This is a genomic window from Pseudomonas sp. D3-27 (assembly GCF_051132165.1).
Classification (GTDB): domain Bacteria; phylum Pseudomonadota; class Gammaproteobacteria; order Pseudomonadales; family Pseudomonadaceae; genus Aquipseudomonas.
Genome location: NZ_CP071667.1, coordinates 4,404,273 through 4,420,641, shown reverse-complemented (window position 1 = coordinate 4,420,641; position 16,369 = coordinate 4,404,273). Strand labels below are relative to the sequence as shown.

Genomic DNA, 16,369 nt, shown 5'->3' with positions numbered 1-16,369 from the left:
GAGGGGATAAATCCCCTCGCCACAAGGTTCTCTACCTCAAAGCCATACAGCGTCCCATAGAGGGTAATCGCCAATGCGCTCCACCAGCCCAGCCCGAAGCGGATTGGCAATGATGTAGTCGGCACTGGGCCGCAGCTCTTCATTGTCACGAATCGCGCGATCATGGAAGCCGCTTTGCCAAAGCGGGCCAGAAGTTCCGGTGAGGTGGTTGACCCGATGGGCGCAGCGAGCTTTGGTGGCACCGATAACACGACTCAAATGGCTCTCCTGGATTTGCAGCAACCAATGAAAGTGGTCCGGCATTACCACCCAGGCCAAAGAATTCACCTGGCCCGAATCATGAGCACGTTTGAATTCGGCGACCAATAGCCGCCCAACCTTCCAATCGGAAAAAACCGGCCGTCGCTGATGAACAACTGCCGTTACCAGGTAGGCTCGTCCTGGCTCTGAATAACGGCCTCGACGCAAGCGGTGGGAGTTGGGGCGTGGATGCATTCCTTGCTTCCTTTGAAGGGGTTTGAATGCAGCCTAGTCATGCAGCTAGTTTTTCGACGCTGGAAAGGTCGAGCGAATATTCCGAAACTTATGTACTACTTGTGACAAAGGGATTCATCTGTGGCGAGGGGATTTATCTGTGGCGAGGGGATTTATCCCCGTTGGGCTGCGCAGCAGCCCCCAAACCCGGTATGCCTGGACAATTGAGTTGCCTGCATTGGGGCTGCTGCGCAGCCCAGCGGGGATAAATCCCCTCGCCACAGATTGATCCTTTTCGACAAGGGTTGAGCGGCTGAAAGCCCTGCACTAGAGCCATCTGCCCATGGCAACGCATGACGCTGCACCCTCACTGTGCAATACTCGGCGCTGCTTCTAAAAGGCCATTAGCTCAGGCAATCCCTCTTCATAACGCCATCCTCGGCTGGCGCATTCCCTGAATTAACCTGCTTTTATAGTGAAACTTTCTGATCCGAGCTTTTTATACTGCACGACCCGCTGATCTTGAGGAATTTTCCTACAGGACGGTCTGCCCACAAGGCAGGCCCGGTTTCGGCAATGCCCGCAGGCCCATCCGCCCGCGGCTTTGGAGACTCGGTGGTCAATCCAATAACAAGACGAGGTTGTATCCCTATGCCAGTCGGCAATCCTCTGCCCCATGGCGAGACCGCGCAGGGTGGTCCGCTCAAACGTGAGCTCGGCGAGCGGCATATCCGCTTGATGGCGCTTGGCGCCTGCATCGGTGTCGGGCTGTTCCTAGGTTCGGCCAAGGCGATCGAGATGGCCGGGCCGGCGATCATGCTGTCCTACATCATCGGTGGCCTGGCGATTCTGGTGATCATGCGCGCCCTCGGCGAAATGGCCGTGCACAACCCGGTGGCCGGTTCGTTCAGCCGCTACGCCCAGGATTACCTCGGCCCGCTCGCCGGTTTCCTGACCGGTTGGAACTACTGGTTCCTGTGGCTGGTGACCTGCGTGGCCGAGATCACCGCGGTGGCGGTGTACATGGGCATCTGGTTCCCCGACGTGCCCCGCTGGATCTGGGCCCTGGCCGCATTGGTCAGCATGGGCTCGATCAACCTGATCGCGGTCAAGGCCTTCGGTGAATTCGAATTCTGGTTCGCCCTGATCAAGATCGTGACCATCATCGCCATGGTCATCGGCGGCGTCGGCATCATCGCCTTCGGTTTCGGCAACGACGGCGTGGCACTGGGTATTTCCAATCTGTGGACCCACGGCGGTTTCATGCCCAACGGCGTGTCCGGCGTGTTGATGTCCCTGCAAATGGTCATGTTCGCCTACCTGGGCGTGGAAATGATCGGCCTGACCGCCGGTGAAGCACGCAACCCACAGAAAACCATCCCCAACGCCATCGGCTCGGTGTTCTGGCGGATCCTGCTGTTCTACGTCGGCGCGTTGTTCGTGATCCTGTCGATCTATCCGTGGAACGAAATCGGCACCCAGGGCAGCCCGTTCGTGATGACCTTCGAGCGCCTGGGCATCAAGACCGCCGCCGGCATCATCAACTTCGTGGTGATCACCGCCGCGCTGTCGTCCTGCAATGGTGGAATCTTCAGCACGGGTCGCATGCTCTACAGCCTGGCGCAAAATGGCCAGGCCCCGGCCGGCTTCGCCAAGACCTCAAGCAACGGCGTACCACGCCGCGCACTGCTGCTGTCCATCGCCGCCTTGCTGCTGGGGGTGCTGCTCAACTATCTGGTGCCGGAAAAAGTCTTCGTCTGGGTGACCTCCATCGCCACTTTCGGCGCGATCTGGACCTGGGTCATGATCCTGCTGTCCCAGCTCAAGTTCCGCAAAGGCCTGAGCGCTTCCGAGCGTGCCACGCTGAAATATCGCATGTGGCTGTACCCGGTCAGCTCCTATCTTGCGCTGGCATTCCTGGTGCTGGTGGTGGGCCTGATGGCGTACTTCCCCGACACCCGCGTGGCGCTGTATATCGGCCCGGCGTTTCTGGTATTGCTGACGGTGTTGTTCTACATCTTCAAGTTGCAGCCGACAGCAGAGGCACCGGGTTCGGTGCGTTCGGTGTCGTAAGATAAGGCACGGTATAAACGAGAGCCCCGGTCAGACGACCGGGGTTTTTTTGTGCGTGAGCCTGACCGTCCGTCGGAATCGGTGCTCGACCTGTAAGATCTGACAGTAGACCGCCGCAGAACCGTCGCCTAGCTTGGACGCACGCCAATAGGGGAGTGGCAAGTACCAAGATGAACGGGTCTTCTGCGTTGATGGTTATCGCACTGGTCAATGGACTGATCCATGGCCAGGTTTTTTTTCTGTTGCATGACGCCGTTGGACTGGTCCAGGCGACTAGCAACTTGGCTGCGTTCTGCGTGGCTGCGGTGTTTTCGTTTTATGTGAGTGGGCTTTACATCTTCCGGCCCGGGGGAGTCGTGGCGCAGCTATCTGCTGTGCAATGGTTTGATGGGGACATTGAGTTACGCGGTCGGCTCGATGGGAGATGTCCTGGGTTCACCTGGATGGGTGACGGTGGCTTTCTATTGCCTGTTGACCTGGCGATGGGGTACAGCTTGTTCCGGTTCAAATCGCTTCGTGCCTCTCAGCAGCCATGAACGAATTCCGAAAGGCAAGATGGAGCACTTTTTTTACTTATTCACTGGTCGGCCTCGCCAATACATTGCTTCATTGGCAAATATTCTTTGTGCTGCGCGTGGCGGTCGGTCTCGATCAGTCGATCAGTAATCTGGCTGCGTTTTGCGTGGCGGCTTCGTTTTCCTATTACCTCAATGCGCTCTATACCTTCGATGCCAAACTATCGGTAACGGGTTATGTCACTTTCCTGTGTGTTATGGGAGCGTTCAGTTATGTCGTGGGTTACCTGGGAGACCGCTGGCGGCTCCACGGATTGCTGACGGTGGCGGTATTTTCGCTGCTGAGTCTGGTGTTCGGATTTTTGCTCTCCCGGTTCGTGGTGTTTCGTGGGCAACGTCCATGAAGATCTCGCTGATTGTTCCGGTGTTCAATGAAGAGCAGACCCTGGGACTGTTCTACAACAGTGTCCGTCAGCACCCGGCGTTGGCCGGTTACAGCGTAGAGATCATCTTTATCAACGATGGCAGCGCTGACCAGACGGATGCGCTTGCACGTGACATCGCGCTGGTCGATAACCTGGTCGTGTTGATCAATTTTTCCCGAAACTTCGGCAAGGAGCCCGCCTTGTTTGCCGGGATCGAACACGCCGGCGGGGACGTGGTCATTCCCATCGACGTAGACCTGCAAGACCCCATCGAGGTGATTCCCAAGCTTGTTGCCGAATGGGAAAAGGGCGCCGAAGTGGTGCTGGCCAAGCGTCGTGATCGTTCATCCGACAGTTACCTGAAGCGTGGATGTGCTGCGCTGTTCTATCGCTTGCTCGATCAAATCGCCTATCCCCATATCGAGCGGAACGTCGGCGATTTTCGGCTGATGGATCGCAAGGTCGTGGACGTCATCAAGACCCTTCCCGAATACCAACTGTTCATGAAAGGCGTGTTGTCGTGGGCGGGGTTTACCACCGTTATCGTCGAATACGACCGCGCCGGCCGCGCCGCTGGTAGCAGCAAATTCAATGGTTGGAAGTTGTGGAACCTGGCATTGGAAGGCATCACGTCGTTCAGTACCGTGCCGTTGCGGTTGTGGACTTATGTGGGTGGTTGTATCTCGTTTTTATCGCTGGTGTATGCCGTATACATGGTGCTGGACAAGCTGCTCTTTGGAAACGATGTGCCCGGTTATCCATCGTTGATGACGGCGATTTTGTTTTTGGGTGGGGTGCAATTGATTGGTATTGGTGTGTTGGGGGAATACATCGGGCGGATTTATCTTGAGACCAAGCATCGGCCGAGGTATGTCATCAGAGAAATAGTTCGGGGAGAGTCGGGCGTGCAAGAAAATCGTGAGCGGGTTCACGAGTTGGAGGATGATCAATGATGACGGACTTTCATGTACGTTCAGGTAGACCTTCCAGTCGATTCGCCGATGGCTCGACCTTGGCAGCAGTAGTGGTCCTTGCGCTGTGCGTACGTTTTTACGGAATCACAACACCGGCGATCTGGTACGACGAAGCGTTCAGCATTCTGCTTGCCAGGCATGAGCCGTGGCAGATCTGGTCTATTACGGCACGAGATATTCACCCGCCGCTTTATTACCTCGCGCTGCACTGCTGGATGATTCTGTTTGGTGACGGGGTCTTGGCCGTTAGGTCGCTCAGTGTGCTAGCCGACGTAGGCACGGTTTTGCTGAGCATAAAGCTGATGAGCCTGGTTGCCACGCGAAGAGCAACCTGGATGGCTGGGTTGTTATTGGCGTTGCTGCCGATCTCGGTTCGTTACAGCCAGGAAACGCGCATGTACACCCTGCTTGGATTCTGGCTGATGGGCGCAACCGTGGCGTTGGTGTGCTGGGTTAAAGAGCCGGAAAAGAAGCGCTTCCCGATTATTTATGTGTTGCTGATGACAGCAGCGTTCTATACGCATTATTTCGCAGCACTGTGCGTGCTTGTTCATTGGTTTTACTGGTGGTCGGGCCGTGCGGGGACGGGAACCGCGTTGCCGATGCAGCCATGGCTTTTGGTTAACAGTGCAATCGTTGTGTTGTTTGTGCCTTGGTTGCCTCATTTTGTTGATCATCTGTCGGCAGGGGGCGTATGGCTCACGTCTGTCACAGGAGAGGCAGTGTTAAGTCTTGTTTGGCAGTTCACTTCTATGAACGCATGGGGAGCGCAGTCCTTGCCGTTGCGTGCGATGCCATTGGTGTTTGTTGTTGCATGCGCGGGAATGTTGATTTGGAAAGAACACAACCTGCATCGTATCAGCGGTCTAATGGTCGGTTATTTTTTTATTCCAGCAACTTTTTTGACTATCGCAACGCTGGTTGTCCCCGTGTTCGCTCCTCGATATCTAACATTTGCAGCGGTTGGGCTACCTTTGATTGTTGCTGCAGCTCTGGATATATCGAATCGACGAACAGCCATACTAGTCTTGGTCGTGATAATTATGGTGGCAGTTGAGGTTCAAGGATTACAGTCGGTATATCGACAAACCGATGGCATGAACGGAACCGATTTGCGTAAGAGCTATAGGCTCGACGTGCTGGCGGCTGCAATCAAAAAAGAGGCGATGCCAAACGACGAAATAGTCTTTGAATCCTTAATCTGGTACCTGCCGTTCATCTATTACAACGAGACGGGAATTTGGCCAAAATTTTATATTGACTCATCTCTCGGTATGTTCTTTAACGTTGCTGACCGTGGCGGATACGCCTTGTTTCCCGAAGGCGATCGATTGAACTATTTCACTAATTTGCATGTACTTAAATGCAGCACAGGCAATGTCTGGTGGATAGGACCTAAAACTGCAACAGTTTTCAGGACGCTACTGGAAAATGATTGGAAGCGAACCCGTACCTTTCTCGAGGGAGAAATGGTGGCTTCTTTGTACACCCTTAAAACCTCACCCCTCCCAGAGGAAGGGGGTCTTAACGCTTCAGCTAGGCAGCCACCACCTCCCGCGGCTCAAAACTGTCCGCCCGCGCCAGTTGCCACATCCGTGAATAGAACTGTCCGTTCACTTCACCCGTCAGCAATTCCCCCGGTTTCAAGAACACATGCAACTGCGAGAACAGTTTGATTTCGGTCGCCGACATCCGCCGCACCAAATGCTTGGGCTGCAATTGCGAGGGGTGGTCGAGGCCGGCGGCGGCGAGCATTTCGGCGAGGGCCTTGAGGGTGTTGCGGTGGAAGTTGTAGACCCGCTGGGCCTTGTCCGGGACGACCAGGGCGCGTTGGCGCAGGGTGTCCTGGGTGGCGACGCCGGTGGGGCATTTGTTGGTGTGGCAGCTTTGGGACTGAATGCAGCCGATGGCGAACATGAAGCCGCGCGCGGCGTTGGCCCAGTCGGCGCCGATGGCCAGGACGCTGGCGATGTCGAAGGCGCTGACAATCTTGCCGCTGGCGCCGAGCTTGATCTTGTCGCGCAGGTTCAGCCCCACCAGGGTGTTGTGCACGAACAAGAGGCCTTCGCGCAGCGGCACGCCGATGTGGTCGGTGAACTCAACCGGTGCCGCGCCGGTGCCGCCTTCCTTGCCGTCCACTACGATGAAGTCGGGCAGGATGCCGGTTTCCAGCATGGCCTTGGCGATGCCCATGAATTCCCACGGATGCCCCAGGCAGAACTTGAAGCCCACCGGCTTGCCGCCGGACAGTTCGCGCAATTGCTGGACGAACTGCATCAGCTCGATTGGCGTGGAGAACGCGCTGTGGCGGGACGGCGAAACACAGTCCTCGCCCATGAGGATGCCACGGGTTTCGGCGATTTCCCGGGTGACCTTGTGCTTGGGCAGGATCCCGCCGTGGCCGGGCTTGGCGCCTTGGCTCATCTTGATTTCGATCATCCGCACCTGCGGGTTCCGGGCCTGGGTGGCGAAGCGCTCGGGGTCGAAGCGCCCGTCACTGCTGCGGCAACCGAAATAGCCGCTGCCCAATTCCCAGGTCAGGTCTCCGCCGTGTTCGCGGTGGTAGGGGCTGATGCTGCCTTCGCCGGTGTCATGGGCGAAGTTGCCGAGCTTGGCGCCCTGGTTCAACGCCCGGATCGCATTCGCGCTCAACGAGCCGAAGCTCATGGCCGAGATGTTGAACACCGAGGCCGAATAGGGCTGGGTGCATTGCGGGCCGCCGACCGTGACGCGAAAGCCGCTGGGGTCGCTCAACGGCGCCGGGCGCATGGAGTGGCCGATGAATTCGAAGCCGGCCTGGTAGACGTCGATCAAGGTGCCGAACGGTTTGTCGGCGCTTTCGTTCTTGGCCCGGGAATACACCAGCGAGCGCTGGGCGCGGGAGAAGGGCAGGGCATCGCTGTCGGATTCGAGCAGGTACTGGCGGATCTCCGGGCGGATGCCTTCGACCAGGTAACGGATATTGCCCAGGATCGGATAATTGCGGCGCACGGCATGGCGGGTTTGCAGCAGGTCGAACAACCCCAGCAGGCTCAGCAGCCCCGTCATCAGCGCTATCGGCCAGAGCCAGTCATGTTGCAGGAACGGCAAGCTGGCGAGGGTGAAGATCACGCAGCCGGCGAAGAAGGCGTAGCGGCTCAGCAAAGACAGGCTCATGCGGGTTCCTTGGGGGCGAGCGATGGGTGGGGCGAAGCAGAGATTCTGCGCTTGCTGTGAAACGGCAGGCAATAAGAACCCTGTGGCGAGGGGATTTATCCCCGCTGGGGCGCGAAGCGGCCCTGAAATTCTTGGGGCCGCTGCGCAGCCCAGCGGGGCGGTGCGACGTTTCGCTAAATCCCCTCGCCACAGAGCCCTCTCGCTGAAATTGGAAACTGCGGTCGCTCACCCCGCCAATTTCATCTGCCGCACCGGCAACTCCACCCGAAAGGTCGTTCCCACCCCCACTTCACTGCTCACCGTGATGTCGCCGTTGTGTTTTTTCACGATGCCGTAGGACAGCGACAATCCAAGTCCCGTGCCTTGGCCGATGGGCTTGGTGGTGAAAAACGGGTCGAAGATTTTCTGCAGGGTTTCCGGCGGGATGCCGGAGCCGTTGTCGGCGACTTCGATCCAGACGTTGTCGCCTTCCACCCCGTTGCGCAGGGTGATGGTGCCGCGTTCCGGGCCGATGGCCTGGGCGGCATTGACGATCAGGTTCATGATCACCTGATTGATTTGCGACGGCAGGCACTCGACCTCCGGCAACGGGCTGTATTGCTTGACCACGTCGGCCTTGTACTTGATCTCGTTGGCGACGATGTTCAAGGTCGAGTCCATGCCTTGCTGCAAATTGGCCATCTGCCATTCCTGGCTGGAGTCGACGCGGGAAAAGTCCTTGAGGTCCTTGACGATCTGCCCGACGCGGGCGATGCCGTCCTTGGATTCCTTGATCAGCACCGGGATGTCTTCCACCAGGAAGTCCAGTTCCACCTGCTCGCGCAGGCTTTTCAGATTCAGCACCAATTCCGGCGAGGCGATGGCTTGCTCGGCACTGCCGTAGGCCTGGAGCATTTCCTCCAGTTTGCTGAAGTAGCCGCCGAGGGCGCCGAGGTTGGAGGAAATGAAGCCGATCGGGTTGTTGATCTCGTGGGCCACGCCGGCGGCCAGTTGGCCCAGGGAGGCGAGTTTTTCCGATTGCACCAGCTGGCTCTCGAGCATCTTGCGTTCGTCGATTTCCATCTGTAGCAACTCGCTGGCCTGTTTGAACGCCAGGGTGCGTTGTTCCACCAGGTCTTCGAGCTTGTTCATTTTCAAACGGGCGCGGGAGGTCATTTCCCATTTGGTGGTCAAGGTGTTGGCCATCTGCTGAACTTCGATGTTGTCGAAGGGCTTTTTCAGGATCAGCAGACGATCGTGGCCGTTGAGACGGTCGAGCAGCTCATCCCAGGAATAATCCGAGTACGCGGTGCAGACCACCACTTGCAGTTGCGGATCGACTTTCCACAGTTCCTCGATGGTCTTGGCGCCGTCCCAGCCTTCGGGCATGCGCATGTCGACGAAGGCCAGGGCATAGGGATGCTCCTTGGCCAGCGCCTGCTGCAATTTGGCCAGGCCTTCCTGGCCACCGTAGGCGGAGTCAAGTTCGAAAACGGTGGCGGCCGCTTTCGGCGCTTCGCCGAACAGCGCGCTTTCCATGTCCTGTAGATCAGCGTTGCTCTCGTCCTCAGGCGTCAGGATCTTTCGGAAGTCGTCATGGATGGCTGGCGTATCGTCGATCAAGAGGATGCGCCTGTTGCTCAGGCTATTCATGGCTCACCTTCTGCGAGTTTCAAGGGCAGTTGCAATACGAATGTCGCCCCGGTCCCTGGCCCCTCGCTGTGCGCGGTGAGGTGGCCGTTCATTTCAATCGCCGCCAGTGCGCAACTGTGCAGGCCAAACCCGTGACCGTCCTTACGGGTGGTAAAACCGTGGGCGAAGATGCGCGTCATGTTTTCCTCCGGGATTCCTTCGCCTTCGTCCTTCACGCTGATTTGCAGCTCTTGGTCTACGACCCTGGCTTTGAGCGTCATGTTCCGCGCATGGTTGGAAACCCCCGCCATGGCGTATTTGGCATTGCTGATCAGGTTGATCAGGATCAGCAGCATGCGGTGTTTGTCGCCCATGATCCGTGGCACTTCGCCGTACTCTTTGATCACCGTCACATGGTGGCGGGTTAGGGCCCCTGAGTTCATGCGCAGGGCGTCCTCGAGCAGTTCGCTGACCACCAGCGGTTCCATCAGGCTATTGGCGCCGGCGTAGGACTGCTGCGTGGAAACGATGTCCTTGATGTGGTCGACGCTCTTGCTCAGTTGCGCAAGCTCGTCGGTCAGGCTTTGTTGTTCCGTCGCGATGGCTTCCACCAATTGGTTGAGATAACCGGGTAGCAGCTTGCCTTTTTCGTCCTCGGTGAGGAAGTGCCCCAGGTCGTCGCTGTGCTCGTTGATGAGGTTCATCGCCTTGCCCAGGCCCAGGGCCTTGCTGCTGCGCAATTTTCGGCTGACCAGGTCGGCGGATATGTTCACGCTGTTGAGCACGTTGCCGACGTTGTGCAGCACGTTGGTGGCGATCTCCGCCATGCCGGCCTGGCGGGCAGTGTCCATCAGTTCACTCTGGGTGTCCTTGAGCTGGCGGGTGCGTTCCTCGACCCGTTGTTCGAGCTCGTCGTTGGCGGTTTGCAGGGCGCTGTTGACCCGCTTGATCTCGCCGAAACTGCGCACCAGCCGAACCGCCAGCCAAATCAATATCAGCACCAGGAAGGTGGCGAACACCAGCAGCAGGGTATGGTTGCGCTGATGTTCGGCGGCGGCGTGCTCCTGATCCTTTTCCAGCAGGCCGGTGATGGTGTCCAGCCGGTCAGCCAGGGGGACCGCTTCGAAGTCACGCAGCAGCTGGTTGACCAGCGGCTGCTCGCGCAGGATCAGCGCGATGTGCCTGCGCAGAATATCGACGGAGCCGACAAGCCCCGCCGGCAGCCGGTCCTTGTTGACGTCCAGTTGGTTGAGGCCCAGCAAGACTTCGGCGGCCTGCTCGCGAGTGGTGACCTGCGCTAACTCCATCGTGCTGAGCAGCAGGTCGTAGGTGTCGATGGCAACGTTCTGCAGTTCCAGTTTTTCACCGTCGGACAGTTGGGCGAACTGACGCTGGATGTCGTCCTCGGCGGTGGGCAGGAATGCCAGGGAGTTGCGCAGTACCGCGTTATGGGACTTGAACTGCTCCACCAGGCGAGTTTTTTCCTTGATCGCCTTCAGGTATTCGTCGCGCTGGGTTGACCAAAGCGCAGGCGCGTGGCGGCCGGACTCCGACTCGATGACGTCGAGGCGCTGCCACAGGCGCGTCATTTCATGCAATGGCGAAACCAGTGGGTCGTAATTGTGGCTCAGGGCGATCCGGGACTTGAGCACTTCGTTGTCCCAGATGCCGTCCTGCTGCTTGAGCTGGCGGATCAGGTCGCGCGATTCAATGTATGAAGCGGCTTGGTGGGCACTCGATTGGATGTACATGATCAACAGCATCGAAGCCAGCAATACGCCGATGAAAACCAGGCCGAGGCGGCGTGCGAGAGTCATAGCGGCTTGCCCTCCCATTCGCCGGTGAGGGTCTTGAGGAATTCGACGATCAGTTCGGTATCGTTCTTCTGGGGTTCGCGGCCCAGTTGATACTTGAACATCACTTTCACTGCCTGCTCCAGAGTCTGTGCCGACCCTCCATGGAAATACGGCGCGGTGACGGCCACGTTGCGCAGGCTTGGCACCTTGAAGACCTGGCGGTCGGCTTCGTCGCCGGTGACGTTGAAGCGTCCTTCGTCGGCTCGGGTCGGATTGCCCCGGTCCTGGATGTAGTCGCCCATCACGCCGAATTTCTGGAACATATTGCCGCCGATGTTCACGCCTTGATGGCAAGCGATGCAGCCGTACTCCTTGAAGCGCTGGTAGCCGAACTTTTCTCGAGGCGTGAGGATGTCGGTATCGCCCAGCAGGTATTTATCGAAGCGCGAGTTGGGTGTCCGCAGGGTGCGCTCGTAGTCGGCAAGCGCCCCCTGGATATTGGGTTGGGTCACGCCGTCTGGGTACGCGTCGGCAAAATCCCTGGCATAGCCCGTATCGCCCGCGATGCGCTTGACCACCGTTTCCCAGTTGCTGCCCATTTCACCGGGGCTGGTGACGACGATATGCACCTGTTCTTCCAGGGTGTCGACGCGACCGTCCCAGAACTGGTGGAAATTCAGGCTGGCATTGAACACCGTGGGCGTATTGACCTCCACCGGCTTGCCGTCGAAACCCAGGGATAAGGCTTTGTCGTCGGCGCCGCCCTTGTCCAGGCGATGGCAACTGGCGCAGGACAGGGTGTTGTTGACCGACAGCCGTGGGTCATTGAACAGCCGCTGGCCCAACTGGACTCGCTTGGGGTCCAGGGCGGGAGCGGGAGGCAGGGGTTTGAGCGGTTCGTCCAATGGCTCGGCGCGAGCGGTCACGCTCAGTCCCACCAGCAAGCCGAGAGCCAGAATCAGTCCGTGTGACGCCATGGGGTGCTTTCCTTTGAAATGCTGTCCCTTGAAACAAGGGGGTTATGACGCTGGCGCTCACGAAAACGGGTTCGGGCGTTGTTCCCATTCAGCCATCCATTGGCTGAAGGCTTGCGGTGCCACGGCCTTGCTGAAGAAGTAGCCCTGGGCTTCCTCGCACTGGTGGATCTTGAGGAATTCCAGCTGCTCCCGGGTTTCCACGCCTTCGGCAATGATGTGCAGGTTCAAACTCTTGCCCAGGCTGATGATGGTGCTCACCAGTTTCGCGTCGTTGCTGTCGATGCTCAGGTCACCGACGAACGACTGGTCGATCTTCAACACATCCACCGGAAATTTCTGCAGGTAGCTCAGGCTCGAATAGCCGGTGCCGAAGTCATCGATGGCCAGCCGTATGCCCAGATGCTTGATGGCATTGAGCGTGGCGACGGTGGTGTCGATGTTCTGCATGAGCACGCTTTCAGTGATCTCCAGTTCTAACTGTGTCGGGTCCAGACCGGTTTCCTTTAGGGTGCGCGCGATGCCATCGACGAAACCGCGCTGGCGGAAATCGATCGCCGAGACGTTGACCGACAGGTACAGCGGCCGCATGCCCTCGGCCTGCCAGCGACAGGCCTGCTGGCAGGCCTCTTGGAGCACCCACTGGCTCAGCGGGACGATCAGGCCGCTGTCCTCGGCCACGGGGATGAAATCCGACGGATAGACGAGCCCCTGATCGGGGCGATTCCAGCGCACCAACGCCTCGGCACCGACCACTTTACCGCTCGTCAGGTCGAGCTTGGGCTGGTAATGCAGCACGAACTCCTTACGCTGCAAGGCCAGGCGCAAGCCAGATTCGATGGTCTGCTGCTGACGGGCGCGGCGATTCATGTCCTCGGTGAAAAAACGGAAATCGTTGGGGCCGTTTTCCTTGACGTTGCGCATTGCCGTCTCGGCCTTTTTGATCAGCGCCACGGCATCGAAACCATCGGCCGGATACACGCTGATGCCCAGGCTCGCTGTCACCGTCAGGTCGTGACCGTCGATGGGGTGCGGGGAGTTGATAGCCCCCAGCAGCTTTTCCGCCACACCCTTGGTCAATTGTGGGTCGGCGATGTCGCCGAGGATCACCACGAACTCATCGGAGCCGTAGCGAAACACCGAGTCGGACTCGCGCACCACGGCCGCCAACGCCCGCGCCACGCGCTTGAGCATCTCGTCGCCCACCGGGTGCCCCAGCGCATTGTTGATGCGCTTGAAGCGGTCCAGGCCGATGAACATCACCGCCAACTGTCGGTCATGCCGGCGGCACTGCGCCAAGGCCTGGGTCAGGCGGTCGCCGAGCAGCATGCTGTTGGGCAGCTCGGTGAGCACGTCATATTGCAGCAGGTGGGAGACCTTGAGCAGCTCCTGGACCCGCTCTTCGATGGTGCGTTCCAGGCTGCGCATCTTGCGTGCGGCGTCCTGGGCCAGTTGCCATTTCCAGGTCATGGCGCTGGCCATCTGGCGGATTTCCAGGGTGTCGAACGGCTTCTTGAGGATCAACAACTGATCGTCGAATTCGATGCGTTCCGACATGGTCTCCCAGGAGTAATCCGAATGCGCGGTGCACAGGGCGATCTGCAGGCGCGGGTCGGCTTTCCACAGTTGTTCGATGGTCTGCAGGCCGTCCCAGCCGGGCGGCATGCGCATGTCGGCGAACACCAGGGCATAGGGCTGGCCTTCGGCCTGGGCGCGCTTGACCAGTTCCAGCGCTTCCTCGCCCTGGTAGGCCGAGTCGATCTGGAATTGCACCCGGTTCACCTGCGGCGTGCCGAACAACAGGCTCTCTGTGTCGTCCAGCGAGTCATCGTTGCCTGCGCTGGGGCTGAGGATCTTTCGAAAGTCGTGGTGAATGGCGGGCGTGTCGTCCACCACCAGGATGCGCCTGTTTGCCGGTACGGACATGGGGTTCATGGGCTGCTCTCCGATAGCTGGCTCGCCGGCCGGGTCCAGTGGTCCGCCACCGGAACGATGGCGCCCGCCTTGAGCAGGGCGGCGGCCTGCTCACTGTCCACCACAGTGCTGAAATAGTGCCCCTGGGCTTGTATCGACCCGCCGCTGGACATCAGCGTCGTGCGTTGCTCCTGGGTCTCGACCCCTTCGGCGATGATGCCGATGCCCACGTCCCGGGCGAAGTTGATGATTGCCCGCAGGGTCGTGGCGTTCTCCGGATCGGCGTTGGCGCTGTCGAGGAAGCGCTGGGCGAGCTTGAGGTGGTTCACGCGGTAAGTCTTGAGGTAATCGAAGGATGAGTACTCGGTGCCGAAGTCGTCGATGGCGACCTGCACGCCCAATTCGCACAGGCGCGGCAGCACGTCGTTATGGGTCCATTTGGTCTGGGCCAGGGTCGCTTCGGTGACGTCGAAACGCAGGTCCCAGGGCGCCAGCTCCCAGCGCGCGGTGGTACGCAGCACGTCGTAGATCAGTTCCGGGCCGGTCTTGAGCTGGGTCAGGGACAGGTCGATGGCGATCACCGGTGGCGCCATTCCCTGGTCTCGCCATTGGCGCATCTGCTGGCAGGCCTGGTCCAGGACCCAATGGCCCAGGCCGATGATGATTCCGGTTTTTTCCGCGGCCGGCATGAAGGCGGCCGGTTCCAGCCAGCCGCGCGCGGGATGGTTCCAGCGCACCTGCACGCCCATGCCGAGAATCCGGCCGGTGCCAAGGTCGACTTCCGGCAGGTAGTGCAAGTGCAACTCGTTGTTTTCGATGGCCAGGCGCAGGTCATTGGCGAGGGCGACCCGATCCGTGACCTCCTGGTTAATTTCCTCGTTGTGGAAGTGATACTGGTTGCGGCCCTTTTCCTTGGAGCGGTACAGGGCCATGTCGGATTGGGCCATCAGGCTGTCGGCGCTTGGGCTCTGCGGGGAATAGAGGCTGATGCCGATGCTCACGGAAATGCGTACGTCGTTGCCATCCAGGGAATAGGGCGCCACCAGCGTGTCGCGAATCTTGGCCGCCAGCGCGGCGCAGTGGGTCGCTTCGTGGACGTCCAGTTGCAGGATGGCGAATTCGTCGCCACCCAGGCGCGCCACCACGTCGTTTTCCCGGGTGCAGCCCTTGAGCCGCGCTGCGACTTGTTGCAACAGCAGGTCACCGATGGGGTGCCCGAGGGTGTCGTTGATCCGCTTGAAGTGGTCCAGGTCCAGGTAAAACATTGCGAAGGGCGCCGCCCCCCGACGGGCGGCCGCAAAGGCCTGGTGCAGCCGCTCGATCATGGTGGCGCGGTTGGCGAGCCCGGTCAAGCCATCGGTGCGGGCCAGCAAGGCGATCTTTTCCTCGGCCAGCTTGCGCTCGGTAATGTCGAGGATGATGCCTTCGACTTCCAGCAGCAGGCCTTGCTCGTTGCGCACCGGGATGTAGCGGTTCTCTACCCAGCGGAACGTGTCGTCGCCAGTGCGCATGCGAAATTCGATGGAGGCACCCGCGGTGTCGCGGTCCAGGACGCGCACCATGGCTTCGTCGACCTTGGCCTGGTCGTCGGGGTGGATCAAGGTTTGCGCCCAGTCCGGCGAGCTGATCAGGCGCGCCGCGACATGGCCGAACTTGGTGATGTTGTGGGAGATGTACATCAATGGAAAAGGCGGCTCGCCGCGCAGGCGATAAAGGATGGTCGGGCTGTTCTGCACGATGATGTTGGCGTCGGCCAGCTCCCGGGTGCGTTCTTCCACTGCCCGTTCGAGCATGTCCATTTTCAACGCGGCGTCTTCGGTCATCTGCCATTTGACGGTCAAGGTGCTCGCCATCTGGCGAATCTCGATCGCATCGAAAGGTTTCTTCAGGATCAGCAGGCGGTCGCCCAGTTCGAGACGGTCGGCGATGTCCTCCCAGGAATAATCCGAGTAGGCCGTGCACAACGCCACCTGCAACTTGGGGTCGGCGCGCCACAGCCGCTCGATGGTTTCCAGGCCGTCCCAACCCGGCGGCATGCGCATGTCGATGAAAGCCATGGCGAACGGTTTGCCCTGGGCAAGGGCGGTTTCGACCTTGTTCAGGGCTTCCATGCCCTGGAACGCCGATTCGAGCTCGAAGCTCTGGGCGCAAACCACCACGGGGGCGCCGAACAAGGCTTCTTCAGCATTGCTCAGGCTGTCTTCGGGCGCTGCGTGGGGGCTGAGAATCTTTCGAAAATCCTCATGGATCGTCGGCGTGTCATCAACGATCAGTATCCGCCGATTGGATCTTTCCATCGGCAGGCTCATGGCCGTGCACCGTCGAGATGCTGACTACGGAACCGTGGGTACATCTGATATCCCTTTCGCTGGCATGAGTATTCGGCCTGTACTTGGCCCTTCATGGGGTACAGCATAGTCGGCTCGTCGGAAGCGCGAGGTGAGTGATGGCGAATTG

Annotated in this window: 10 protein-coding genes and 1 pseudogene; 3 read left to right on the top strand and 8 right to left on the bottom strand. The window is 59.3% G+C overall.

What is annotated here, in order from left to right:
* Positions 1 to 36 precede the first annotated feature (36 nt).
* The gene (locus tag J3P92_RS20020) at positions 37 to 495 is read right to left on the bottom strand and encodes an REP-associated tyrosine transposase (RefSeq protein WP_434648802.1); all 459 of its coding nucleotides are present in this window, start codon (positions 493 to 495) and stop codon (positions 37 to 39) included.
* 630 nt (positions 496 to 1,125) lie between these two features.
* Here J3P92_RS20020 and J3P92_RS20015 point away from each other — a divergent pair.
* From J3P92_RS20015 to J3P92_RS20005, 3 genes are all read left to right on the top strand, one after another.
* Positions 1,126 to 2,547: an amino acid permease gene (locus J3P92_RS20015; RefSeq protein ID WP_434648800.1), complete on the top strand. Its 1,422-nt coding sequence runs from the start codon at positions 1,126 to 1,128 to the stop codon at positions 2,545 to 2,547.
* Between the two features lie 532 nt (positions 2,548 to 3,079).
* Entirely contained in the window at positions 3,080 to 3,466 is a 387-nt protein-coding gene (locus J3P92_RS20010; RefSeq protein ID WP_434648798.1) for a GtrA family protein, read from the top strand.
* Complete coding sequence (locus J3P92_RS20005; RefSeq protein ID WP_434648796.1) at positions 3,463 to 4,440, top strand: glycosyltransferase family 2 protein; 978 nt, start codon at positions 3,463 to 3,465, stop codon at positions 4,438 to 4,440. Before J3P92_RS20010 ends, J3P92_RS20005 begins: the two co-directional genes overlap by 4 nt.
* A 1,557-nt stretch (positions 4,441 to 5,997) precedes the next feature.
* Here the strand turns inward: J3P92_RS20005 and J3P92_RS20000 are convergent.
* The 7 genes and pseudogenes from J3P92_RS20000 to J3P92_RS19970 all read right to left on the bottom strand — a co-directional run bounded on the left by J3P92_RS20000 (position 5,998) and on the right by J3P92_RS19970 (position 16,221).
* Positions 5,998 to 7,617 (bottom strand): FMN-binding glutamate synthase family protein, encoded by a 1,620-nt coding sequence (locus J3P92_RS20000; protein ID WP_434648794.1) that lies wholly within the window; start codon positions 7,615 to 7,617, stop codon positions 5,998 to 6,000.
* A gap of 225 nt (positions 7,618 to 7,842) precedes the next feature.
* Positions 7,843 to 8,160: a sensor histidine kinase gene (locus J3P92_RS19995; protein WP_434564141.1), complete on the bottom strand. Its 318-nt coding sequence runs from the start codon at positions 8,158 to 8,160 to the stop codon at positions 7,843 to 7,845.
* A gap of 408 nt (positions 8,161 to 8,568) precedes the next feature.
* A pseudogene (locus J3P92_RS19990) lies at positions 8,569 to 8,655 on the bottom strand (hypothetical protein); the annotation flags it as partial.
* Between the two features lie 590 nt (positions 8,656 to 9,245).
* Positions 9,246 to 11,045 (bottom strand): DAHL domain-containing protein, encoded by a 1,800-nt coding sequence (locus J3P92_RS19985; RefSeq protein ID WP_434648792.1) that lies wholly within the window; start codon positions 11,043 to 11,045, stop codon positions 9,246 to 9,248.
* Positions 11,042 to 12,001, bottom strand: a complete 960-nt coding sequence (locus J3P92_RS19980) for a cytochrome-c peroxidase (protein WP_420765327.1) — start codon at positions 11,999 to 12,001, stop codon at positions 11,042 to 11,044. The genes J3P92_RS19985 and J3P92_RS19980 overlap by 4 nt, the downstream gene beginning before the upstream one ends.
* A gap of 57 nt (positions 12,002 to 12,058) precedes the next feature.
* A complete protein-coding gene (locus J3P92_RS19975) occupies positions 12,059 to 13,933 on the bottom strand; it encodes an EAL domain-containing protein (RefSeq protein ID WP_434648790.1) in 1,875 nt (624 codons plus the stop codon).
* On the bottom strand, positions 13,930 to 16,221 hold the full coding sequence (locus tag J3P92_RS19970) for a GGDEF/EAL domain-containing response regulator (RefSeq protein WP_420765325.1): 2,292 nt from the start codon (positions 16,219 to 16,221) through the stop codon (positions 13,930 to 13,932). Before J3P92_RS19970 ends, J3P92_RS19975 begins: the two co-directional genes overlap by 4 nt.
* Positions 16,222 to 16,369: the final 148 nt, after the last annotated feature.

What these genes read in the sequence shown, in the direction of transcription:
- J3P92_RS20010 (WP_434648798.1), top strand. Translation starts at nt 3,080, where the DNA reads ATGAACGAATTCCGAAAGGCAAGATGGAGCACTTTTTTTACTTATTCA.
- J3P92_RS20015 (WP_434648800.1), top strand. Translation starts at nt 1,126, where the DNA reads ATGCCAGTCGGCAATCCTCTGCCCCATGGCGAGACCGCGCAGGGTGGT.
- J3P92_RS20020 (WP_434648802.1), bottom strand. Translation starts at nt 495, where the DNA reads ATGCATCCACGCCCCAACTCCCACCGCTTGCGTCGAGGCCGTTATTCA.
- J3P92_RS19975 (WP_434648790.1), bottom strand. Translation starts at nt 13,933, where the DNA reads ATGAACCCCATGTCCGTACCGGCAAACAGGCGCATCCTGGTGGTGGAC.
- J3P92_RS20005 (WP_434648796.1), top strand. Translation starts at nt 3,463, where the DNA reads ATGAAGATCTCGCTGATTGTTCCGGTGTTCAATGAAGAGCAGACCCTG.
- J3P92_RS19985 (WP_434648792.1), bottom strand. Translation starts at nt 11,045, where the DNA reads ATGACTCTCGCACGCCGCCTCGGCCTGGTTTTCATCGGCGTATTGCTG.
- J3P92_RS19980 (WP_420765327.1), bottom strand. Translation starts at nt 12,001, where the DNA reads ATGGCGTCACACGGACTGATTCTGGCTCTCGGCTTGCTGGTGGGACTG.
- J3P92_RS19970 (WP_420765325.1), bottom strand. Translation starts at nt 16,221, where the DNA reads ATGAGCCTGCCGATGGAAAGATCCAATCGGCGGATACTGATCGTTGAT.
- J3P92_RS20000 (WP_434648794.1), bottom strand. Translation starts at nt 7,617, where the DNA reads ATGAGCCTGTCTTTGCTGAGCCGCTACGCCTTCTTCGCCGGCTGCGTG.
- J3P92_RS19995 (WP_434564141.1), bottom strand. Translation starts at nt 8,160, where the DNA reads ATGAACCTGATCGTCAATGCCGCCCAGGCCATCGGCCCGGAACGCGGC.